Consider the following 22,572-nt stretch of genomic DNA (forward strand, 5'->3'; position numbering starts at 1 on the left):
CATCGGGCATGGGGTCGCCGAGAAAATCAGCGGTCGCGCGGGCCGCCGTCACGGTGACGGCGCTCACGCTGGCCGCGTCGGGCTGTGGAATCCTGGGCGGGGGATCGCCGAGGAACCTCGACGTCATCAGCGTGTCGAGCCCGCAGTTCCGCGACGGCGCCCCCCTGCCGGACGACTACTCCTGTAAGGGGGGGCAGGGCAACCCGCCTCTCCGCTGGTCGGGCACGTCGGGCGCCAAGTCGGTGGCCCTCGTGGTCGACGACAACAGTCCCCGCAGCGGCCCGGAGGTGCACTGGGTGGTGTTCGACATCGACCCCGCGACGACCGAGCTGGGCATGGACGACGTCCCCCGGGGGGCCCGCCAGGGCATGACGTCGAACGGGAAGGTGGGCTATGCGCCCCCATGCCAGGCCGGCGGCAGCTACCGTTTCACTGTCTACGCGCTGAACACGAAGCTCGACCTGAAGCAGGGCGCCGACCTCGCGAAGACCCTGGAGGGCATCGCGAGTCACACCATCGCCCGTGGGCGCCTCACGGCGAACACGATCGAGTGACATGCATCGAGTGACATGCTGGGCACCGGAGGTAGTCGTGCTACACCAATCTTCACCTAGGGTGTGACAACGGTCATTGTGGTCGAGCAGAATCGGATCCAATTGCTGAGCGCAGGTGATCAAAGGGGACAGGTCGCGTCGATGGCCGCGCGACCTCACCGGCGCCGCAGAAAGGCCATCGCCTTGAGGGTGGTGCTATGACTGCGGTCATTGTGGGTCTTGTCGCCGTCGTGCTTCTCGTGCTGCTGGTCGTGGCGCTGGGCATGCGGTCGATGAACCGCAGAGAGAGCGCTCTCTCCGCCGAGCGCCTCAAGGCGATGGCAGAGAACAAGGGACCCAAGCCCCGGCGGCCCGCCGAGGAGACGTTCTTCGAGAGCTTCCCCGCGGGGTTCGACGCCTTCGAGGAGCCGGAGAAGGAGCGTCCGGCGCCCCGCCCTGCCCCCCGCCCCGGCGGGCGGCAGGCGGCACGGCCCGCGCAGCGCGGCGGCAAACAGGCCGCCGCCGCCCGCGGCAAGCGCGGCGTGGACGAGTGGGGCGGCGCCGACGACTACGATGACGACTACTGGTCGCGCGTACGCGCCGACGACGGCGGCTTCGGGGGGACGATCGCCGCGAGGATGGCCACCCCCCGGCCGATCGACGAGACCGCGGGCGCGGCCCAGATGGCCGACCCCGACGCCGCGACCGTGCAGGCCCCCCTGCCCGCCCGCCCGAACCGCGCCCGGCGCGCCGGCGCCGACGAGCCCGTGCTTCCCGGCGCCCCCGTCCCCGCCTCGGCCATGGCCGACCAGAAGACCGTCACCTTCTCCGCTCCGACGCCCGACCTGCTCGACGTCCCCGCCGCTCCGGCCGGCTCCCCGTCGACCGGTCCCTTCGACGCGAGCCGCGCGACCGGCCCGTTCGACGCCCCCGCGGCGAGTGGCGCCCCCGCGTCCCCGGCCGGCGACCCCTTCGCGGCCCCCGCCGGAACCCGGTCGGGCACACCCGGCACGTCCAGCCGCAGGCCGAGCAGGTCCGGCCGCTCATCGCGCGCGGCCCGCCGCGCCACGGCCGCCGCGGGCGATGCCGGGCAGGCCGGCGGCTCCCACGACAGCCACCAGGCCACGGGCCCGTTCCCGTCGGCCCCGAGCGCCGGCGCGTACGGGACGCAGCCGAACGCCGACCCCCTGGGGATCGCGGCGAGCACCGGCCCGTTCGGGGCTCCCGCCTACGACACGCCCGCGGCCACCGGGCCGTTCGCCTCGCAGGGCGGCGCGGGCTCCCACGACGGCCGCGCGACGGGCGGCTACGCCGCGACGCCGTCCTCCCCCATCTCGGCCGCCGGGTCCGCCGCCGGCGCGTACGATCCGGCCCGCACGAGCGGCGCGTTCGAGGCCGCCGCGCCCGCCACCTCGCCGACCACCTCGCCGGCCGACGCTCTCGCCGACCCCGCTGCCCGTTCGACCGGCGGCTCCTTCGACGCGTGGGCGGCGAGCTACGACACGCCCCGATCCGACGCCTACGACTCGTCCCACGTCGCGACGGGCCCGTTCCGCGCGGCCGGCGCCTCGCCGTCCTACCCGCCCAACCCGGCGGCGACCGGCACCGACGGAGCGGGTGCCACCGACTCCGGCTGGCCGGTCACCGGCAGCTACCCGCCGGTCCCCGCCGCCTCCGGTCCCGCGACGGACTCCTCCTGGCCGGGCGCCCGCGACGTGCTCGACGACCCGGAACCGGCGCACGGCGCGTCCTCCTGGCCCAACGCGGAGACCTACCAGACCCCGGCCTACGACGGCTACGCGTCCGCCTACCCGGCGGAGGGCGGCTACCCGGCCGCCTCGGCGCCGTCGCCCGCCGCGCCCTCCACCCCGTCATACGAGGTGAGCGCGGGCTGGGCGACGATCGACGCCTCGGACACGGTGACCGGTTCGGCTCCGGCGACCGCCTCGCCGTACGAGTCGGCGGGCTACGACGCGCCGTCCGGGCAGAGCCAGTACGGCTACGACCGGCAGCAGCAGGGGTACGGCGGCGTCCAGCAGCCGTCGTGGCCCGAGCAGCAGGACGCCGCCGGAAGCTGGCCCTCCTACGACGAGGCCCACGACGACGCCTCCACCTCCGCGAGCGGGCGGCGGCGGGGCAGCCACCGCAACCCCGAGAGCGACTATCCCGACTACTACCGGTGATTTTCCCGTTCCCTGCCTGGTGACGACCTCCGCGGCTGGCATATTGTCAGCCCATGACAATCAGTGACGACGCGGTCTCGCTACGTAACTGGAAGTCCGTGCTCCGGCGTGACGTACCCGCGTCGCTGGTGGTCTTCCTGGTGGCGGTGCCGCTGTCGCTCGGCATCGCCGTCGCGTCCGGCGCACCGGTGGCGGCCGGGCTCGTCGCCGCCGTGGTCGGCGGCGTGGTGGCCGGCGCCCTCGGCGGATCCGTCGTCCAGGTGAGCGGTCCGGCCGCGGGGCTGTCCCTGGTGGTCGCCGAACTCGTCCACACGTACGGCTGGCGCGCCACGTGCGCCATCACCGTCATGGCCGGCCTCCTCCAGTTGGTCCTCGGCGGGCTCAAGGTGGCGCGGGCGGCGCTCGGGGTCTCCCCCGCCGTCGTCCACGGCATGCTCGCCGGGGTCGGCGTGGTGATCGCGCTGTCCCAGTTGCACATCGTGCTCGGCGGTGCGCCACAGCGCTCCGCGCTGGAGAACGTCCTCGAACTCCCCGCCCAGATCCTCGACAACCACACGCACGCCGTCATGATCGGCGTGCTGACGATCGGGGTCCTGCTCGTGTGGGGCCGCATCCCCCGGCTGCGCACCGTGCCCGCCCCGCTCGCCGCCCTGATGATCGCCGCGCTGACGGCCGCGGTGACGGGCTGGGACCTGACGAAGGTGGACCTGAAGGGCGGGTTCTCCTCCGTCCAGGGACCTGTGATGCCGCAGGGCGACTGGCACGCGATCGCCGGAGCCGTCCTGCTCGTCGCCCTCCTCGCCGGAGTGGAGTCGCTGCTGACCTGCGTCGCGTCCAACCGCCTGCACGACGGGCCCCGCGCCGATCTCGACCGCGAACTCACCGCGCAGGGCGTGGCGAACGCGCTGTCCGGCGCGCTCGGCGGCCTTCCGGTGGCGGGTGTCGTCGTCCGGACGACCACCAACGCGCGGGCGGGCGCCCGGAGCCGCTGGTCCGCGGTGCTCCACGGGGTGTGGGTGCTGCTGTTCACCACGGCCTTCGCCTGGATGATCACGTTGATCCCCCTGGAGGCGCTCGCGGCGCTGCTGCTGTTCATCGGCGTGCAGATGGTCAACCTCGGGCACGTACGCAACCTGCGCAGCCACCGTGAGATGCCGGTCTACTTCGTGACGATGGCCGCGGTCGTGCTGATCGGTCTGGCCGAGGGCGTGGCGATCGGCCTCGGGCTGGCCGCCCTGCTCGCCCTGCGCCGCCTGGCCTGGGTGTCGGTCGACGCACGGGAGACGGGCGAGCGGCGCTGGCGGGTGGTCGTCACCGGATCGCTGACGTTCCTCGGCGTGCCCCGGCTGACCGAGGCGCTGCGCGGCATCCCCGCGGGGGTCGTGGTCGAGCTCGACCTGCACCTCGACTTCATGGACAACGCCGCCTTCGAGGCGCTGCACGCCTGGCGGCTTGAGCACGAACGCACCGGCGGTGTCATCGACGTGGACGAGCCGCACGGCGAGTGGTACGCCGCCGCGATCAACGGCGTCCGCCTGTTCCCAGCCAGGATTCCGCCCCGGCACGACCGCTGGTGGCTGCCCTGGGCCTACCGGCGCCACTCCCGTCGCATGGACGCCGCGGCCGGGGACGCCGGGTCCTACGCCGTGCTCAGCGCGGACGGCGGAGGCCACGACGACGTCCCCGTGCTCTGCGAGCCGCAGGGCATGCCCGACCTGATGGAGGGGACGCGGGAGTTCCAGCGCAGGACCGCGCCGATGGTCCGGTCGGTGCTCCACCGCATGGCCCGCAAGCAGTCGCCGTCGCACCTGTTCATCACCTGCGCTGACTCCCGCATCGTGCCGAACATCATCACCGCGAGCGGTCCCGGCGACCTGTTCACGCTGCGCAACATCGGCAACCTCGTGCCGCGCGCCGGCGCCGTGCCCGCCGACGACTCGGTCGCGGCCACGATCGAGTACGCGGTGAAGGTGCTCGATGTGCGCATGATCACCGTCTGCGGGCATTCGGGATGCGGCGCCATGGCCGCCCTGCTGGGCGAGGTGCCCGACCTGCCCGCGCTGCGCAGCTGGCTGCGGCACGGACGGCAGAGCCTGGCCAGGTTCGTGGCCGCCGAGTCGTGTGACGACGACGCCGGGCCGCTCGACCGGCTCTGCCGGACCAACGTGATCCAGCAGCTCGACAATCTGCGCACCCACCCGTTCGTGGACACCCTCGTACGGGCCGGGGAGCTGGAGCTCATGGGGCTGTACTTCGACATCGGCGCGGCGCGGGTGCACCTGCTGGATCGGGAACGCTTCACGCCGGTCCCCGAGCTGCGCACCGGCTGAGCGGCGCACCGGCCGGGCTGCGGTCTACTGAGCTGCGGTCCGGCCGCGCCAGAGGGAATGGCCGTGCCGGGGAGAGCGACCGTGCGGCGGCGCGCCGGGGCCGTACCGGCGCCTGCCTTCCGCTGACAGCGGACCATGTCCGCCGACCGTGAAACGGGGCAGACGTGTGGCACGGGCGGGCCAAGGATGACCGTTATGAAGATTCTTGTCATCGGCGGTTCGGTGTTTCTCGGACGCGCCATAGTGGACGAGGCGCTGCGGCGCGGACATGAGGTCACGACGTTCAACCGGGGCAGGAGCGGAGCGGACCTGCCCGGTGTGGAGGCGGTGCGCGGCGACCGCGAGAGCACCGACGACCTGCGGCGGCTTGCCGGCGGCAGGCAGTGGGACGCGGTGATCGACGTGTGCGGGTTCGTCCCCCGCGTCGTCCTGGAGTCGGTGCGCACGCTGTCCGGGCACGCTCCGCACTACACGTTCATCTCCAGCATCTCCGCCTACCCGGACTGGCCCGGCACGTCCGGCCTCGACGAGACCTCCCCCCTGCACGAGTGCCCGCCGGACGTGGACGCCGAGTTCGGCGACTACGGCGTGCTGAAGGCCGGTTGTGAGCGGGCGGTCGAGCAGCACTTCGACGGCGCCGCCCTGATCATCCAGCCCGGCCTGATCCTCGGCCCGCACGAGAACGTGGGCCGGCTGCCCTGGTGGCTCACCCGCATCTCCAAAGGTGGGCGCGTGCTCGCTCCTGGCGACCCGGCCCTGCCGATCCAGCTCATCGACGCCCGCGACATCGCCGCGTTCACCCTCGGCCAGGCGGCCAGGGGCACAACCGGCCGCTACATGACGGGCGGGGTGCAGGGCAACGCCACGTACGGCGGCTGGCTGAACGACTGCGTGGAGGTCACCGGCTCCGACGCGGAGCTGGTGTGGGCCGACGACGAGTTCCTGGTCGGCCAGGGCGTGCAGATGTGGACCGAGCTTCCGCTGTGGTATCCGGCGGCGGACCGCGAAGGCGTGTGGACGCATTCCTCGGCGAAGGCGATCGCCGCGGGTCTCACCTGCCGGCCCGTGCGGGAGACCGTCCGGGACACCTGGGAGTGGCTGAAGGACATCCCCGAGGAGCGGCGCAGCTTCGGCGGCCGGATGCACCACGGCATCGCCTCCGACAAGGAGGCGCACATCCTCGCCGCCTGGGATGCCCGCTCCTGACCGCGACCGGCCTGCGCGCTCGCGGGGAGCCGTAGGCTGTCGGCCATGATCTGGGTGGTTGTGATCGTCGCCGTGCTGGTCGTTCTCGGAGCACTCGGGGTGACCGGGCGCCTGCCGGGGGTCTCACGCCGACGGTCCGCGCCGCGCCCCCCGTCGGGCGGCCATCCGTCGGGCCGCGCCGGCCGGACCGCGCGGCCCGGTGGTCGTGCCCCGGCCGGGACCACGGGGCCGGGCACCAGGTCCGGTGGCGGCACCGCTCCCGGCACGAGGCGCGGCACCACCTCCGGGGCGGGGGCCCGAAGCGGAGGCCGGGCCGCGGGCCGAGCGACGGGCGGCGAAGCGGGCGCGCGCGGCGGTGCGGCCACCCAGTCCGGTCCGCAGCCCGGTGAGATCTGGTGGGCCGACGTGCCCTACGAGGACGGGCCGGGCCACAAGGTGCGCCCCTGCGTGGTGCTCAGGACACACCGGGACGGCGCCGAGGTCCTGAAGATCACAAGTCAGGACCGCAGCGACCGCTCCGATCACGTGGAGATCCCCACCCGCACCTGGGACCCGGACGCCGACCACAACAGCTTCCTCGATCTCACCGGTCCGGTCCGCGTGCCCGTCGCCGACTTCCAGGACAGGGCGGGCCAGCTCGACGCGCGCGTCTGGCGGCAGGTCTGCCGCCTCCACGAGATCACCCCGAACTGAGCCGTACCACCGCTCGGGGACCGGGCCCGTCTTTGGGCCGGGCGCGTCTCCCGGACCGGGCGCGTCTCCCGGGCCGGGCGCGTCTTGGGACCGGCAGTCGGCGTCACCGTGACGACGCGGCCCCTTCCGAGCCGCCGCTCGGCGGCAGACCCGCGGCGATGCCGTCGAGCAGCCGGTCGAGACCGTACGCGAAGCGGTCGTCGGTGCCCATGTACTCCCGCCCGCCCTCCTTCGTCATCCGCTCCAGCATGGGATAGTTCCCCGTCGCGATGAGCGACTGGATATAGGACAGGTGCTGCGCCAGCCGTTGCGCCAGCGTGAGCCCCGACCGCCGGAGCGCCTCGCTATCGGCCAGCTCGCTCTGGATGTAGCCGTTCACGTACGCGAAGACCGCGCCGACGAGGGTCAGCATCCTGTCGACGCTCAGGCCAAGGCCGTCGAGCATGCCGAGGGCGGTCTCCATCAGACGCGCGCTGTTCGGGCCCGCCTGCGGGCGGCCGGCCGCGAGCGGTGCGAGCCACGGGTGGCGCAGCATGGTGCGCCGGGCCTGCCAGGCGAGCAGGCGGAGCCCTTCGACCCAGTCATCCGGTGGCCGCCGGTCCTCCGGCAGATACCCGCCCACCGCGGTGTCGACCATGAGGTCGAACACCTCGTCCTTGCTCGTCACGTACCGGTACAGAGACATCGTGCCCGCTCCGAGATCGGCGGCGAGCCGCCGCATGGAGATCGCCTCCAGCCCCTCGGCGTCGGCGATGCGGATCGCCGCCTGCGCGAGTGCGGCGCGACTGAAGCTCGGCCGCGGCCCGCGGGCAGGCCGCTCGGGTCGCATCCACAGGTTCTCGTGGCCCGTCATCGTTGATCGTCCCAGGTCGTCGCACTATTGCGTACACGGTACTCGGTATGTACGATCGCATCGATAAAGTGAGTACGTCGTACTCAGTTTTTACGGCCGGACGAGGGGGTTCCCATGCCCGCCAGCCTCGCCGGGGACGAGTTCACCGTGCCCGGTCTCGAACTGTTCGACTTTCCGCCGCTGTGGCCCGGCGCGCCACACTGGCTGAACAAGCCCGTAGTGCTGGCCGTGGTCGGCGTGATCCTGCTGTGCGCGCTCGCATGGGGGGCGTTCGCACGGCCGAAGCTCGTCCCGCGCGGCCTGCAGCACCTCGGCGAATACGGCTATCTGTTCGTCCGCGACCAGGTGGCCCGGCCGTTCCTCGGCGCCGACGCCGAGAGGTGGATGCCGTTCCTGCTCAGTCTGTTCTCGGTGATCCTGCTGTGGAACCTTTTCGGGGTGATCCCGGGCGTACAGTTCCCGGTGAACTCCCACATAGCGTTCCCGGTGGTGTTCGCCGTGGTCGTGTACGTGATCAAGCTCTATCTCGGCTTCCGGCATCACGGGGTGGGCGGATATCTCAAGAGCCTGATGTTCCCGCCCGGCCTGCCGAAGCCGCTCGCCCTCGCGTTCTACGCGCCCCTCGAACTGCTGCACACGTTCGTCTTCGCGCCGTTCACCCATGCCGTACGGCTGTTCGCGAACATGTTCGCCGGGCACCTGCTGCTGGCGTTCTTCAGCGCGGTGGGATTCTGGTTCCTCGTCGAGCGCCCCACGGTGCCCGGGTTCCCGGTGGGCCTCCTCGGCGTGGCCATGGCCGTCCTGATGACCGGGCTGGAGATCTTCATCCAGTTCCTGCAGGCGTTCCTGTTCACCATGCTGGCGGCCATGTACATCGGCAACGCCCTGAACCCGGACCACTGACGCGAGTTCGTACTCACCGGTAACTGAGTATTGGCGCTCATGTCCGGCAGGCGGACGTCGCGGACGATGGCGTCATGGCGCAATCGGTGAAACCCCCGACGACAACGGCCTTCTACCTTCAGGCCGTCATCTCGTTCGCGATCTCCCTCGTGGGCCTGGCGGCAGGCATCATCTACCTCCCGGTGACGACCTGGGTGCGTTCCTTCCTCGCTCTCGGGCTGATGTACGTGGTGACCTCGACGTTCACGCTGGCCAAGTGCGTACGGGACCGGCAGGAGGAGGCGACCGTCGTCAGCCGGGTCGACCAGGCCCGGCTCGACAAGCTCCTCGCCGAGCACGACCCCTTCCGGGCCGAATGAGGGCGAGTCCCGCACGACGAGAAGAGGCGGCCTCGGGCCGTCGCCGGACCGAGGCCGCTTGCGGCCGCACGAACTCAGTCGTCCGTGCAGCCCTTGCCCTTGCCCGGCTTCGTACAGTCGGAGCCCGACGTGGCGCCGACGACGCTGAACGTCGCCGTGCCCGCGTTGGAGGTGTTGCCGGCCTTGTCGGTGGCCCGGTAGCTCACGGTGTGCGCCCCCGGCTGGCTCACCGCCACCGGCTTGGAGTACAGCGCGAACGGCTGGCCGTCGAGGGAGTACTCCACCGTGGCCACGCCCGACTCGCTGTCGGTCGCCGAGATGGTGAGCGTGGCGGAGCCGACGTAGTTCCACGCCCAGTCCATGCTGCCGCTGAGCTGCGCCGACATCTGCGGAGCCGTGGTGTCGTCCTGCTGCGGCGCGACGACCTTGAAGGTCACCGACCCCACCGGCGACGTGTTGCCGGCCATGTCGGTCGCCCGATACTGCACCGTGTGCGACCCGGTCTTGTTCACCGAGACCGGAGCCGTGTAGGCCGCGAACGGCTGCGAGTCGAGGGAGTACTCGACCTTGTCGACGCCCGACTCGGTGTCGGTCGCCGAGACCGTCACGGTGGCCGAGCCGACGTAGTTGCCGTCGGCGTCCTTCGTGCCCGACACACCGGCCGACACCTGCGGCGCGGTGGTGTCCTTGGCCGGCGGGACCACCACGGTAAACGTCACCGACGCCACCGCCGAGACGTTGCCCGCCTTGTCGGTGGCCCGGTAGCTCACCCGGTGCGCACCCGGCTGGTCGACCGTCAGCGCCTTCGAGTAGACCGCGAACGGCTGCGAGTCGAGGGAGTACTCGACCTTGTCCACCCCCGACTCGCTATCGCTCGCCGAGATCGTGACAGTGGCGGAGCCCACGTAGTTGCCGTTGGTGTCCTTGTCACCGGCCACCTGCGCCGACACCTGCGGCGCGGTCGTGTCCTTCGTCGGCGGAGCGACCACCGTGAACGACACCGACCCGACCGGCGAGACGTTGCCCGCCTTGTCCGTAGCCCGGTACTGCACCGTGTGCGACCCGGCCGTGTTCACCGACACCGGAGCCGAGTACGTCGCGAAGGCCCCGCCGTCCAGGGCGTACTCGATCCTGTCCACGCCCGATTCGGTGTCGGTCGCCGAGACGGTCACCGTCGCAGAACCGACGTAGTTGCCGTTGGTGTCCTTGTCACCGGCCACCTGCGCCGACGCCAGCGGAGGCGTGGTGTCCTTCTGCTCCGCGGAGACGACCGTGAACGACACCGACGCGACGTCGGAGGCGTTCCCGGCCTTATCGGTGGCCCGGTAGCTCACAGTGTGCGCGCCCGGCTGCTTGACCGCCACCGGCGCCGAGTACAGGCCGAGCGGCTGCCCGTCGAGGGAGTACTCGACCGTCGCCACCCCCGACTCGCTGTCGCTCGCCGAGATCGTGACGGTCGCCGAACCGACGTAGTTGCCGTTGGTGTCCTTGTCACCGGCCACCTGCGCCGACACCTGCGGCGCGGTCGTGTCCTTCGCCGGCGGAGCGACCACCGTGAACGACACCGACGCCACCGGCGAGGTGTTGCCCGCCTTGTCGGTCGCCCGGTACTGCACCGTGTGCGACCCGGTCTTGTTCACCGAGATCGGCGCCGAGTACGTCGTGAAGGATGCGTCGTCCAGCGCGTATTCCACCTTGTCGACGCCCGACTCGGTGTCAGTCGCCGAGACCGTCACGGTGGCCGAACCGACGTAGTCGCCGTCCGTGTCCTTGTCACCGGCCACCTGCGCCGACACCTGCGGGGCCGTGGTGTCCTTGGCCGGCGGGACCACGACCGTGAACGTCACCGACGCCACCGCCGAGACGTTGCCCGCCTTGTCGGTGGCCCGGTAGCTCACCCGGTGCGCACCCGGCTGGTCGACCGTCAGCGCCTTGGAATACAGCGCGAACGGCTGCGAGTCCAGGGAGTACTCCACCGTGTCCACACCCGACTCGCTGTCGCTCGCCGAGATCGTCACCGTCGCCGAGCCGACGTAGTTGCCGTCGGCGTCCTTGTCACCGGCCACCTGCGCCGACACCTGCGGCGCGGTCGTGTCCTTCGCCGGCGGAGCGACCACCGTGAACGACACCGACGCCACCGGCGAGACGTTGCCCGCCTCATCGGTCGCCCGATACTGCACCGTGTGCGACCCGGTCTTGTTCACCGAAACCGGAGCCGAGTAGGTGGTGAACGCCCCGTTGTCCAGCGCGTACTCCACCCGGTCCACACCCGACTCGGTGTCGCTCGCCGAGACCGTCACCGTCGCCGAACCGACGTAGTTGCCGTCGGCGTCCTTCTCGCCCGACACGTTGGCGGACACCTGCGGCGCGGTCGTGTCGGTGGGGCCGCCGGGGGTGACCACGAGCTCGCCGACCATCTGGTGGCCGGGGATCGCGCAGAAGAAGCGGTATTTGCCGGGGGTGAGGTTCACCTGGATCTCGTGCCGGCCGCCGTCCGCGTCGTACGGGCTGGCGATGATGTTGACGTTGACGTCGTGGTTGTATCCGGGCGTCGAGACGTCGAAGGTCAGCGTGTGCGTCATCCCGAACGTGCTGCCGGTCGCCATGCTGTTTTCGAAGACGATCGTCGCGGGTCCCGCGACCGCCGTGGCCGGCGCGTCCTTGTACGCGGTCATGCCGTTGTCGGCGGTCCAGGTGAGCACCTGCGCCGCCGCCTGGGCGACCTGCTGCCGCGTCTCGGGCTGCGGCGCGGCGGCGGCTTCGGCCGGCGACAGCCACAGCGCCGGAAGCGCCACGCACAACAGCGCCACGGCCACGACGGCGCGTAGCGCCCTGCGTAGCCTTCCTGTCAGTAACTGCATCTGAGGTCGCACCTCACAGAACGTGCATGTGAGCGGACGAACGGCGTCCGTCCGCCTGAGGTCATGGGGTGGGGGCCGGGCGGGGGGACTCCCCCCGCCCGGCTACCGGGTCAGAGCTCCCGCACGCGGACGTTGCGGAATTCCGCCAGGTCGGTGTTGCTGTGGTTCTGCAGCCCGATGAACCCGCTGACGAATTGACGCAGGTCCGTGACGGGGTCGCCGGCGCGGGACGACGATTTGCCCGGGGTGTTGTCGAACTCGTTGATCACGACGCCGTTGCGGATGATCGTGTAGTGCTGCCCGACCACCCGGACCTCGTAGTCGTTCCACTGGCCCTTCGGGGTCGCCCCCGCCTTATCCAGCGTGTTCGGCTGGAAGTTGTAGATCGAGCCCGTCTTCTGCGGCTCGCCCGAGTCGCCGTCGTAGATCTGGATCTCGTGGCCGCAGTAGACCGCGACCCACGCCTCCGACGTACGGGCCGATCCGACCGTGCCGCAACTCCCGGCCGGACGCTGGTCCAGTGGGGTCCGCGGGTCGGGGAACCGGACGAACACGCCGGTGTTGGCACGGGCCGTGCCGGGCGCGACGTCACGGAACTGCAGCCGCACCGAGAAGTCGGCGTACGCCTTGGCCGAGTACCACAGCATGCCCATCCCACCGGAGGTGCGGAGAGTGCCGTCCTGCTGCAGGATGAACTGGCCGGTCGGAGCCTGCGACCACCCCTGGAGTGACTGCGCGGTCCCGTCGAAGACGGTCTCGTAGCCGTTCGTCTTGCCGATCTCGGACTGCGCCCCCGCCTTACTGAGCGTGGAGGCCTCCTTGTTGTCGATGACGCCGGCCTTGCGGAACTCGTTCACCTGGTCGTTGAGGTGCTTGACGAACTCGCCGTGGTTCTGCCACATGCGCTCGTCGTCGATCAGGTCGTTGATCGTGCAACCGCCGCCGACGACGCGGTTGGCCACGCCGGTGTCGGTGTCCAGCAGCCGGACCGTCGTCCGGGAGTCCGGCGCCGTGCAGCCGATCTCGACGGTGATCTCGCCGGTCGTCACCTCGCCGTCGGCGTAGGTGACCTTCAGCGTGGCCTTGTAGGTGCCGAAGTCCTTGTAGGTGTGCGTCGGGTCGGCCTCGGTCGACGGCTTGCTGCCGTCGCCGAAGTCCCACTCCCACTTCACGCCGCCGGCCCTGGCGTGGGAGAACACCACCGTCTTCGGCGTGCTCTGCCGCTCCGGCCGCACCGTGGCCAGGCTCGGGTTCGGCGTCGCAGGACCACCCTGGTAGGTGATGCGGATCAGCTTCTGGTTGGGGTGCAGGCTGAAGAAGCCACCGGCGTAGTCCAGCATGTAGAGGGCGCCATCCTTGCCGAACTTGGCGTCCATCCACGACTGCAGCTGGGAGGCGCCGCCGCCGGGCTGGATGATGGAGCGCAGGTCCTCGGCGAAGACCGGCGGCTTCGCGTCCTTGACGCCCTTCGGGTCGACGGTGACGGCCACCCGGTTGTTCGCGTTGGACTCGTCACCGATGAACCACTTGTCGTCCCAGTACGCGGGCCACGCGACACCGCTGTCGGTGTCGACCTCGGAGCGGTGGTAGGTCGGCCCGGACATGATCGCCTGGCCGCCGCCGGAAAGGTAGGGCTCGGTGAAGGTCTCCTCGCCCGGCTTGTAGGTCGGCAGGCCGCTGCCGTCGGTCCGCTTCGGGTAGACCGGGCCGCCGCCCTGCGGCGAGAACCAGATCATGTTGTCGCGGGCCGGCGGGATGTCGACGAGGCCGGTGTTGCGCGGCGAGGTGTTCTTCAGGTTGCCGCAGTTGTACCAGTCGGCGGGCTGGCTGGCGTCGACGTTGCTGCGGTCACGGTAAGGCTGTCTGTTGCCCATGCAGTAGGGCCAGCCCTGGTTGCCGGCGGACGTGAGGATCGTCGCGGTCTCGTACTTCGCCGGACCCCAGATCTCGCTCGGGCCGCCCGCGTCCGGACCGACCCATCCGGCGGTCAGCCAGTCGTTCACGTTGTCCCACTGGAGCCGCGCGATGTTGCGAACGCCCATCACGTAGATCTCCGGGCGGGTCTTGCCGCCGCCCTCTTCCTTACCCGTGAACAGGTTGCCCTTCGGGATCGTGTACGTCCCGTCGGCCTCAGGGTGAATACGGATGATCTTGCCGTTCAGGTCGTTGGTGTTGCCCGCGGTGCGGCGGGCGTCCTGGAACGAGGTGCCCTTGTAGTCCTGGGTCCAGTTGTTCCCGGAGTAACCGCTCGAGCCGCCGGAGGAGTTGCTGTCACCGGAACCGACGTAGAGGTTCCCCTCCTTGTCGAAGGCCATGCCACCGCCCGCGTGGCAGCAGCTGTGGATCTGGGTGTCCCACTGCAGCAGGTCCTTGCGGGTCTTCTGGTCGATCGTCTGAGTGGCGGAGTCGTAGGTGAACCGGGAGATCGTCCGCTTGCCGATCCGCTTGTCCCTGTCGATCGACTCGTGCGGCATCCAGTAGACGTACAGCCAGCCGTTCTCCTGGAACTTGGGGTCGGGCACGATGCCGAGGAGACCCTCCTCGTTCTTCACCAGCTCGTCGCCGCTGCCGCGGTTGCCCATGACGGCGAGGGTGGTGAGGAGCTTGACCTGCTTGGTCTTGGGGTCCCACTGGTGGATCGTGCCGCAGCCGAGGCCCACCTTCGGGTCGTTCCAGTCGGCGATCGGGCCGGTGGGGCAGGCCGCCTTGCCGACGTAGAAGACCTTGCCGTCGGGGGCGACGGTCAGGCCGTGCGGTTCGCCGATCTGGTCGAGCTGGCCCGACTGGTTCTGCGTGGTCAGTCGCTCGGTCTTGTAGTTCGACGCGATGGTCGCCTGGCAGTCGCCGCGGACCAGGCCGGCCGCCCACTTGATCGCACCGCCGAGGTGGCTCTTGAACTGCTCGTCCTTGGTGTAGCTCTCCTCGGTGCCGCCCATGCCGGTGTAGAACGACCGTCCGCCGTCGTAGTCGCGGCACCACGAGATCGGGTGGAACGCGCCGTTGCCGTTCAGGCCCGCCTTGTAGGTCCACTCCTCGACCTGCGCGACCGTCTGGACCTTGCCCAGCGGGCTCGGGCTCCAGTTCATCCACTTGTCGGACCGCGTCGCGTTGAACGGCAGGCCCTTGTTCGCCGGGTGCTGACGGTCGGTGAAGTCCACCGTGGCCTTCTGCACCTGGCTGTCCGGCGGAGGCCCGGCGTCGGGACCGAACAGCCGCACCTCGGCCAGCTGGATGAGGGGCTCACCGCTGTTCGCCGTGATGTTCAGCCGGTAGTACGCGTACGCCGTGGTGTTGGTGAACGTGTATTCCTTGGTCTGGAACCGCGAGGGGAAGGTCTCCCCCGTCCGCTTGTCCAGGTCCGTCCAGCTCTTCCCGTCCTGGGAGCCCTGCAGCGTCCAGTCCTTCGGGTCGCGGCCGGGGAAGTCGTTGGCCGAGGTCAGCGCGTAGTGGGCGATCGCCTTCGGCTGCTCCGGCTTCAGCGAGACCCAGCCGGTCGGGTTGAACGTCAGCCACTTGCTGTTGTTGTTCCCGTCGACCAGCTTCTCCTTGGTCTCGTTCGGCGGGTTGTCCCCGCTCGCCGTGACCTCCACGACCTTCTCCGCTGGGGGCAGGCTGCCGGCGGGGCGGGTGCCGACCAGTTCGGTGAACCAGGACGAGTCGGGCTGGGCGCGTACGGCGTCGTGGACGCCGACGAACCCGCCGCCGTCCCGGATGTACGCCTGGAAGGCGGCCTCCTGTGCGGCGTTCAGCGTCACGCCCTTGGCGGACAGGAACACCACCCCGCGATAGCGCGCCAGGTTGCTGGAGGTGAAGACGGCCGGGTCTTCGGACACCTCGACGGAGAAGCCGTTGTCCTTGCCCAGGTTCTTGATCGAGTCCGCGGCCTTCTCGACCGGGTCGCTCTGTTCCTTGGCGGGTCCGTGGAACACCAGCACACCGACCGACTCATCGGATTTGTCTGGCTTACCGGTATCCGGCTCGGGAGGGTTGGGCTTGGCCTGCGCCTGCAGTTGCGCGGCGGGAAGGGCCGGTGCGGCCTGCGCCTGCATGGCGGGGACGGTCGCCAGTCCCAGCGTCAGGGCGGCGCTCGACGCCGCGACAAGAGCGCGGCGCCAGGCGGGTGGCCGGGGGTGTGCGAGCAGGTCTCTGCGACCCATCGTTCGCTCCTTCAGGTCGGGGGGTTGGATCAGCACCTTGCGGAGGTCGTTCGGTCAGCCGTGGCGGTGGCCGGGCACGCAGATGCCGAAAGGCGCGAGGGTTCTGCCGTCTCCTCCTCTCACTTGCCGTTCTGTCCCTGACCCCGCGTCGCGGTGACGCGGTGACGCGGTGACGCGTCGCGTGATGGCGTGGTCGGGGCGGTTGGGCCGTCGCGGACGTGCGGCATCGCCGTTCATCGCGTTGTCGGCGGGCGATCGCCACGGAGCCCGTCGTGGCGGGCGCCGGGACTGATCGCGTGCAGCGGTCGCCGGCCGTCCTGCGGGGACGGCGACCGGAATGAGGGTGTCTTGCCGGTCTCAGGCCGGGGTGCCGCGAGGCCGGCGACGCCTGGCGGCGCCGCCGGGGCGTGGTCCGGTGCGTCTGAGCCGCAGGTCCGCCGGGACGTGAGAGGGCGGACCGTGCGGGGCGGATGTCGGCTGTGGGGGGTGTCGCCGAAGCACCGCTGAGCCTTTCGGGGAGTCGCGGATGGTTGCGTGGGCGGGCGGGGGGACGAGGGCCAGGTGATGCCCACGAGACCTGCATGGACTCTGGTAGTCGAGTCGCGTCAAGTGGGCGGTTTGGGCTCAACGTAGCAGCCTCACCGAACTTCATCCAGTCCCATTACAAAGTTCTCTTCTTTACAACATGACTTCTTGACTTTTTAGCAGAAGTATCGCCTACTTCCATCGAAAGCTGTATCCACGGTGTCGAAAGGCTCGTTGACCGGTCCCCGTCCCGGCGGGAACCGGCCCCACTGCAGGGGAGCCCCAGCGAGACGTCGCGCCGTCCAGGCCGGTCCCCCGGGCCGGCGCTACGACAGTTGCCGCTCGCCTCACGGCAGTGAGGCGTCACGACCCGAATGGGGAACCATGACCGAGGTAGGCAGGGGTACGACGCGAGGCATGTTCTCCCGGCGCGCCTTCACCACGGCCGCGACGGCCGCCGCGTTCGTGCCGCTGGTCGGGACGAGCCAGGCCGACGCGGCGCCATCCGACAAGGTCACCGGCAAGCCCGACAAAGGCGACGTCCGCCGCATCACCCTGTACGCGGAGAAGTTGCCGAACAACCTGCTGGGCTACGGTCTGGAGCCCGGCAAGGCCACGATCCCCGGCCCGCTCATCGAGATGGTCGAAGGCGAGACCCTCGAGATCGAACTGGTGAACAACACCGATGTCACCGCCAGCCTGCACGTGCACGGGGTGGACTACGAGTTCACCAGCGACGGCACGAGAATGAGCGACAGCGTGGTGGAGCCGGGAGGCCGGCGCACCTACGTCTGGCGCACCCACGCGCCGGGCCGCCGCCCGGGCGGCACCATCGAGCCCGGCAGCGCCGGCTACTGGCACTACCACGACCACGTCGTGGGGACCGACCACGGCACCGGCGGCATCAAGAGAGGCCTATACGGCGCGCTGGTGGTGCGCCGCAAGGGCGACATCCTGCCGGACAAGCAGTTCGTCGTCTTCTTCAACGACATGACCGTCAACAACGCCAAGGCCGGCGAGGCTCCCCACTTCATGGCGAAGATCGGCGAGCGTGTGGAGTTCATCGTGGTCACCCATGGGGACTTCTTCCACACGTGGCACCTCCACGGGCACCGCTGGGCGGACAACCGCACCGGTCTGCTGGACAACCCGCAGGACCAGACCCGGATCATCGACACCAAGATCACCGGACCGGCCGAGTCGTTCGGCTTCCAGGTGATCGCCGGGGAGCGGGTCGGGCCCGGCGCCTGGATGTACCACTGCCATGTCCAAAGCCATTCGGACATGGGGATGGCGGGAGTGTTCATGGTGGCCGACGAGAACGGGAACGTTCCCGGCCACGACATGGGCGGCATGAGCTCGGGCACCGGCTCGGACATGAGCACCATGCCTCACTGAGCCCGCCCCGCTCCCCCTCGGGCGCAGTCCTGGTGAGGCACTGGGCGAGCCGCCCGCCCGGCGTGTGGACGGCCGAAGGTCAGTAGGGTGCGCCCATGACCAGCGACATACGCGGGCGCGGGCAGGCGGGCGTCACCGCCGAGTCTGGATCGCAGGCGGCTCTGGACTACTACCTGATCACGCCGGCGGCAGGCACGGACGGAGCCCCGGCCGAGGGAATCGTCGTCGAGGAGTTCACGCTCACCGAGGACTTCAGGACCGTCGGCCTGGACACCGCAGGATGGACCGCGGCCGACGGCGTCTGGTGGAGTTCGGCGGCCTTCGGACGCGCGATGCGCGAGGATCCCGGCCTGCGCACCCGGGTCCGCGCGGTGAGCCGCCCCGAGGCCGAGTCCGCGTACCACGATCTCGGCGGGGGCGAGCTGCCCGGTGAGACGCGGCTGCGGGCCCTTTTCCACGACCACCAGCCGCTGCCGGACTCGCCTCCTCTGCGCCTCAGCCCGCCGCGGGTTGACGACGGGTTCCACGACACGCGGGTCTACCGTGTCCTGTTCGCCGGTGAGCCGCACCTGTCCCGCCTCGCGGACGTGGTGACGCTCGCCGTGGAAGCCGGCGACCCGCGGACCCGGGTCGTCGGCACAGGTGAGCTGCGCACGGCTTCGGACGTCTTCACCTGGGACGTACGCCGGATCGGGCCCGGAGCCGCCTGCTCCGTCGATCTCACGGCCCATCTGGGGACCACGTCCGACGAGCCCCTCAGGCCGCTGCTGCGGCGGTTGACGACGGTCATGCGCTACGCGGGAGCGGTCCCCGTGACCGTCGAGCGTTTCTCCTGACCGGCTCCGGCCCTTCGCGAGCAGGCGGTCCGGCTCCGAGGCCGGCTGACCGGGTTCGGGCCCCGGGGCGGCGGGCTTCCTGGGATGAGCGGGCCGGGATCCGGGGATGGGCCGGTCGGTCTTCAGCGGCGCGCGGCCTCGGCGCCGGCATCGGCATCGGCATCGGCATCAGTCGAGAAGGCGAGGTCCCGTCGCGCCTCCAGCTCCGCGAGCCGATCGGCGAGTGCCGTGTGGATGAAGGTGTAGGAGTCGCTGCCCAGGGCGACCCGTACGGGCGCGGGGTCCAGGTCCGCACAGCCGACAATCGCCGCGGCCGTCTTCGCGAGGTCGCCGACAGACGGCAGCGCGGGATTGCGGATGCCCCGGGTCAGCGCGGCCGGGCTGGCGTCGTAGGCGCTCATCGGCGTGGCGAGCCGTGAGCTCCCGTCGCGGAATCGCGTACGGACACTGCCCGGCTCGACGATGGTCACGCCGATGCCGAACGGCGCGACGTCCTTGGCCGTCGACTCCATGAACCCCTCGATGCCCCACTTGCTCGCGTGATACGCGGACGCGCCCGCGTTCGTGGCCTGACCGCCGTACGTGGAGAGCTGGATGATGCGGCCGCCGCCCTGTCGGCGCAGGTGAGGCAGCGCGGCGCGCACCAGCCGGATCGAGCCGAGCAGGTTCGTGTCGATCTGGTGGACGATCTGCTTGTCCGTGAGCTCCTCGGCCGCGCCGAACAGGCCATACCCGGCGTTGCCGACCACCACGTCGATCCTGCCCAAGTCGGCGAATGCCCGGTCCACGACCTCCCGGATCGTGGGGCCATCGGTCAGATCGAGGCGGGCGAGCCACAGCCGGTCGCCGTACTCCGCCTTCAGGTCGCCCATCGACTCCATCCGCCGGGCCGTCCCCGCGACCCGGTCACCGCGGCGGAGGAGCTGTTCGGTCATCTCCCGGCCGAAGCCACTGCTCACTCCGGTGATCAGCCATGTACGTGCGTCCATCCTCGTTCCTTCCAGAAGCTGCCTAACTCGTTAGTTAGCATATGTCGCCATCTAACCGGTTAGTCAACGCTAGGATGGCGCCGTGGCAACAGGTAACGCCGAGGCGACGAAGGCGCGCATCCTCGAAGCGGCGCGGGATGAGTTCTCCGCTCACGGCATCGCCGGGGCGCGCGTCGACCGCATCGCCAAGGCGGCCGGCTGCAACAAGAACCTGCTCTACATCTACTTCCAGAGCAAGGAGACCCTGTTCGCCACCGTCCTGGAGCAGAACCTGCGACGGGTCTACGACGAGTTGCGGTTCACGCCCGACGACCTGCCCGGGTATGCGGCGCGGGTCTTCGACTTCTCGATGGCCGAGCCCGGCCTGATGCGGCTCATGGCGTGGGCGGGCCTGGAGCAGGAGACCGGCGCGGTCGCCCTGCGCAACGCGGCGCAGAGTGCGAAGGTCTCGGCCATGGAGGCGGCGGCGCGGGAGGCGGACGGGCCGGGGGCGCGCTTCGCGCCCGAATTCCTGCTGACGGCCATCCTGGCCCTCGCCACCGCCTGGTCGGCGGCGAGCCCCTTCGGCCCGAGACTCAGCCCCGGGCTGGCCACCGACCCCGCCACACTGCGGATGCAGATCGCCGACGCCGTGGCATCGATCACCGGGGCCCCGCGGACCGGCCCCTGATCGCACGCGCCGACTGGGGGGGAGCATCGCCTGGGCTCGCCTCGCTCGACCTTACGGCCGAACTCGACAGGTTCAAGGCGCATCAGACCGTGACCATCCCCAACGCCTCCCGCGTCGACTACACCGTCAACGGCCGCAGGACCCCGTGCGTCAGGCGACCGATTTCCTGGCGGCGGTCCAGGTGTTGCAGCGTCCGGGGGACGGCTTGGTGACCCCCCGATTCACCCAGTGCACGATCGTGGCGCCCTTCCCGTGCCAGCGGTCCTCCACACCCTGCACGTCGTCTCCGGTGCGGCGTTCGAGATCGAGGAACTCCCGCCAGTCGCTGCTGGGGCGGTGGAGGGACTTCCACACGCTGCCGATGAAAGCCCCGGCGAAACATGCAGTCTCAGAGGTGGGCCAGCAGGCCGTCCAGCGGCTGCGGCACGCGATCGAGCTCCAGTGCCGCGACGAGCGGGCCCGCGTAGCGGATCTTGCGGCCGCTGCCTGCTCCCATGAACCGGCGTAGCTGGTCGTGGGTGCTGCGTCCGCGCCATGTGGGTTGCTTCTGGAGTGTCCGAAAGGAGCCGAGTTCGCCCAGGGCATCGACGACGCGCTCGACCGTGGCGGTGCCGAGCGCGCGGATCAGCTCGTCTTCCAGGTCGGCCACGCACACGAAGAATCCGAGCGCCTCCAGATCACTTCTGGCGAGATCGGATCCGAAGCCGGCGCGCTCGAGCCCCCGCAGAAAGGCGCCTTGTTCGCCGGCGTCGCACAGACCGGCCAGCCGGAGATCGCGACCGAGAGGGCCGAACTCGCCGATGTGCGCCCCGATGTTCGTGGCACCGCCCATCGCCACAACGGAGATGCCTTCAGCCGCGAGGTTTCGGCCCCGGCGCTCGGCTAACGCCTCAATGGCCGACCTGTCGCTGATCCCCTCGACAAGGACCACCGTGTGCGGATGGTTCACGCGCCCAGCTTGCACCCAATGCGGCGACGTTTGTACCTGTTTTCCCGTGTTGACGGGACTCGCGGTCGGCGGGAGAACGGTCCGGATCCGGGTCTCGCGCTCGCGCTATCGCGGGGTCTGCACGCAGAACTCGTGGCCGTCGGGATCGGCCATGACCACCCAGCCGACCTCGCCCTGACCGATGTCGATACGCGTCGCCCCGAGGGAGATGAGACGATCGACCTCCGCTTGCTGATCGCCGTCGGCGGGTGGAGCGAGATCGAAATGCAGCCGCTCCTTGCCGATCTTCGGCGCCAGCGGCGGACCGCCCCAGGTGATCTTCGGGCCACCATGCGGCGAGCGGATTGCGGTCTCCTGGTCCTGATCCCAGACCAGCGGCCAGCCCAGAGCCTTGCTCCAGAAGTACCCGACCTCCTGCGAACCGTCGCACGCCAGCGCTCCGATGAATCCGCAGTCGGCGAGGAATTCGTTGTCCGGCCCGATCACGCAGAACTCGTTGCCCTCGGGGTCGGCGAGCACGACATGGTCCTCGTCCGGGCGCTGCCCGATGTCGATATGCCGGGCGCCGAGCCCGAGCGCCTTCGCCACCGTCTTCTGCTGGTCCTCAAGGGACGCGCTCGTCAGGTCGAAGTGCATCTGGTTCTGGCCGGTCTTCTGCTCCTGACTCGGAAGAAATCTGATCCGGAAGCCGGTGTCATCGCTCGGCAGAAGCGTGATGCCGTGTAGGGGGTCGTCGGCCATCTCCCAGCCCAGGACACCGGCCCAGAATCGCGCGAGACGGGACGGGTCGTGCGCGTCGAAGCAGAGTGCGACAAGGTGACACGTCATTCCGCTCCGCACCTCCATTCGCTGATACCGGTCGCGGACACGGCACGTCCTCCGCGGCCATGGGGGGTTCAACGCTAGGTGCTCGGGAACCTGTCTCGCGAACCAATTTCGGCTGGGTTCGCAGGCAAGAGCGGCAGGGACGCCCACGGCATCGACATGACGAGCCGCTGGGTTTGAAGGACGGCCGGCATCCGAGCGGGCTCGCACGGGTGCCGGAAGCCCGAGCGAAGGCTCAGAGGGGCGGAAGGTGGACGTGCCGACCTATAGGCCGGGGTCTTCCTGGGCAGGTCTCCAGCCTG

17 protein-coding genes are annotated in these 22,572 nt (G+C 70.3%); 10 read left to right on the top strand and 7 right to left on the bottom strand.

The genetic code is table 11. The features are described 5' to 3' along the window. Nucleotides 1-8: 8 nt before the first annotated feature. From FLX07_RS17010 to FLX07_RS38445, 5 genes are all read left to right on the top strand, one after another. Nucleotides 9-554 (top strand): YbhB/YbcL family Raf kinase inhibitor-like protein, encoded by a 546-nt coding sequence (locus tag FLX07_RS17010; protein WP_142571778.1) that lies wholly within the window; start codon nucleotides 9-11, stop codon nucleotides 552-554. Between the two features lie 197 nt (nucleotides 555-751). After that, entirely contained in the window at nucleotides 752-2,716 is a 1,965-nt protein-coding gene (locus FLX07_RS36480) for a hypothetical protein (protein WP_167748274.1), read from the top strand. Nucleotides 2,717-2,769: 53 nt separating this feature from the next. Beyond that, nucleotides 2,770-5,046 carry a SulP family inorganic anion transporter gene (locus tag FLX07_RS17020; protein ID WP_142571779.1) on the top strand — a complete coding sequence of 759 codons (2,277 nt, stop codon included), beginning with the start codon at nucleotides 2,770-2,772 and terminating at the stop codon, nucleotides 5,044-5,046. Between the two features lie 195 nt (nucleotides 5,047-5,241). Then, nucleotides 5,242-6,252, top strand: a complete 1,011-nt coding sequence (locus tag FLX07_RS17025) for an NAD-dependent epimerase/dehydratase family protein (protein ID WP_142571780.1) — start codon at nucleotides 5,242-5,244, stop codon at nucleotides 6,250-6,252. A 45-nt stretch (nucleotides 6,253-6,297) separates the two neighbouring features. Further along, nucleotides 6,298-6,945 carry a type II toxin-antitoxin system PemK/MazF family toxin gene (locus FLX07_RS38445; protein WP_208762245.1) on the top strand — a complete coding sequence of 216 codons (648 nt, stop codon included), beginning with the start codon at nucleotides 6,298-6,300 and terminating at the stop codon, nucleotides 6,943-6,945. A 103-nt stretch (nucleotides 6,946-7,048) separates the two neighbouring features. Here FLX07_RS38445 and FLX07_RS17035 read toward each other — a convergent pair whose 3' ends face one another. After that, nucleotides 7,049-7,798 (bottom strand): TetR/AcrR family transcriptional regulator, encoded by a 750-nt coding sequence (locus tag FLX07_RS17035; RefSeq protein WP_142571781.1) that lies wholly within the window; start codon nucleotides 7,796-7,798, stop codon nucleotides 7,049-7,051. A gap of 114 nt (nucleotides 7,799-7,912) precedes the next feature. Here FLX07_RS17035 and atpB point away from each other — a divergent pair, with 114 nt between their 5' ends. After that, a complete protein-coding gene (gene atpB, locus FLX07_RS17040) occupies nucleotides 7,913-8,701 on the top strand; it encodes a F0F1 ATP synthase subunit A (protein ID WP_142571782.1) in 789 nt (262 codons plus the stop codon). Nucleotides 8,702-8,775: 74 nt separating this feature from the next. Beyond that, nucleotides 8,776-9,060: a YiaA/YiaB family inner membrane protein gene (locus tag FLX07_RS17045; protein ID WP_142571783.1), complete on the top strand. Its 285-nt coding sequence runs from the start codon at nucleotides 8,776-8,778 to the stop codon at nucleotides 9,058-9,060. Between the two features lie 74 nt (nucleotides 9,061-9,134). Here FLX07_RS17045 and FLX07_RS38450 read toward each other — a convergent pair whose 3' ends face one another. Both FLX07_RS38450 and FLX07_RS17055 read right to left on the bottom strand, forming a co-directional pair. Then, nucleotides 9,135-11,921, bottom strand: coding sequence for an OmpL47-type beta-barrel domain-containing protein (locus FLX07_RS38450; protein ID WP_142571784.1), 2,787 nt, complete (start codon nucleotides 11,919-11,921; stop codon nucleotides 9,135-9,137). Between the two features lie 110 nt (nucleotides 11,922-12,031). Continuing rightward, on the bottom strand, nucleotides 12,032-16,078 hold the full coding sequence (locus FLX07_RS17055) for a ThuA domain-containing protein (protein WP_142571785.1): 4,047 nt from the start codon (nucleotides 16,076-16,078) through the stop codon (nucleotides 12,032-12,034). A gap of 942 nt (nucleotides 16,079-17,020) precedes the next feature. Here FLX07_RS17055 and FLX07_RS17060 point away from each other — a divergent pair. Both FLX07_RS17060 and FLX07_RS17065 read left to right on the top strand, forming a co-directional pair. Then, nucleotides 17,021-18,001 (top strand): multicopper oxidase domain-containing protein, encoded by a 981-nt coding sequence (locus tag FLX07_RS17060; RefSeq protein WP_208762246.1) that lies wholly within the window; start codon nucleotides 17,021-17,023, stop codon nucleotides 17,999-18,001. 95 nt (nucleotides 18,002-18,096) lie between these two features. Continuing rightward, nucleotides 18,097-18,837, top strand: coding sequence for a hypothetical protein (locus tag FLX07_RS17065; protein ID WP_142571787.1), 741 nt, complete (start codon nucleotides 18,097-18,099; stop codon nucleotides 18,835-18,837). 122 nt (nucleotides 18,838-18,959) lie between these two features. Here FLX07_RS17065 and FLX07_RS17070 read toward each other — a convergent pair whose 3' ends face one another. Continuing rightward, nucleotides 18,960-19,826, bottom strand: coding sequence for an SDR family oxidoreductase (locus FLX07_RS17070; RefSeq protein WP_142571788.1), 867 nt, complete (start codon nucleotides 19,824-19,826; stop codon nucleotides 18,960-18,962). 82 nt (nucleotides 19,827-19,908) lie between these two features. Here FLX07_RS17070 and FLX07_RS17075 point away from each other — a divergent pair, with 82 nt between their 5' ends. After that, nucleotides 19,909-20,496 carry a TetR/AcrR family transcriptional regulator gene (locus FLX07_RS17075; RefSeq protein ID WP_142571789.1) on the top strand — a complete coding sequence of 196 codons (588 nt, stop codon included), beginning with the start codon at nucleotides 19,909-19,911 and terminating at the stop codon, nucleotides 20,494-20,496. Nucleotides 20,497-20,646: 150 nt separating this feature from the next. Here FLX07_RS17075 and FLX07_RS17080 read toward each other — a convergent pair whose 3' ends face one another. The 3 genes from FLX07_RS17080 to FLX07_RS17090 form a co-directional block, all read right to left on the bottom strand. Then, nucleotides 20,647-20,850: a hypothetical protein gene (locus FLX07_RS17080; RefSeq protein WP_142571790.1), complete on the bottom strand. Its 204-nt coding sequence runs from the start codon at nucleotides 20,848-20,850 to the stop codon at nucleotides 20,647-20,649. 34 nt (nucleotides 20,851-20,884) lie between these two features. Further along, nucleotides 20,885-21,445 carry a TOPRIM nucleotidyl transferase/hydrolase domain-containing protein gene (locus tag FLX07_RS17085; RefSeq protein WP_142571791.1) on the bottom strand — a complete coding sequence of 187 codons (561 nt, stop codon included), beginning with the start codon at nucleotides 21,443-21,445 and terminating at the stop codon, nucleotides 20,885-20,887. A gap of 105 nt (nucleotides 21,446-21,550) precedes the next feature. Then, nucleotides 21,551-22,273: a VOC family protein gene (locus FLX07_RS17090; RefSeq protein WP_142571792.1), complete on the bottom strand. Its 723-nt coding sequence runs from the start codon at nucleotides 22,271-22,273 to the stop codon at nucleotides 21,551-21,553. Nucleotides 22,274-22,572 lie beyond the last annotated feature (299 nt).

The sequence above is a fragment of the Microbispora bryophytorum genome, from assembly GCF_006874465.1.
GTDB lineage: Bacteria > Actinomycetota > Actinomycetes > Streptosporangiales > Streptosporangiaceae > Microbispora > Microbispora bryophytorum.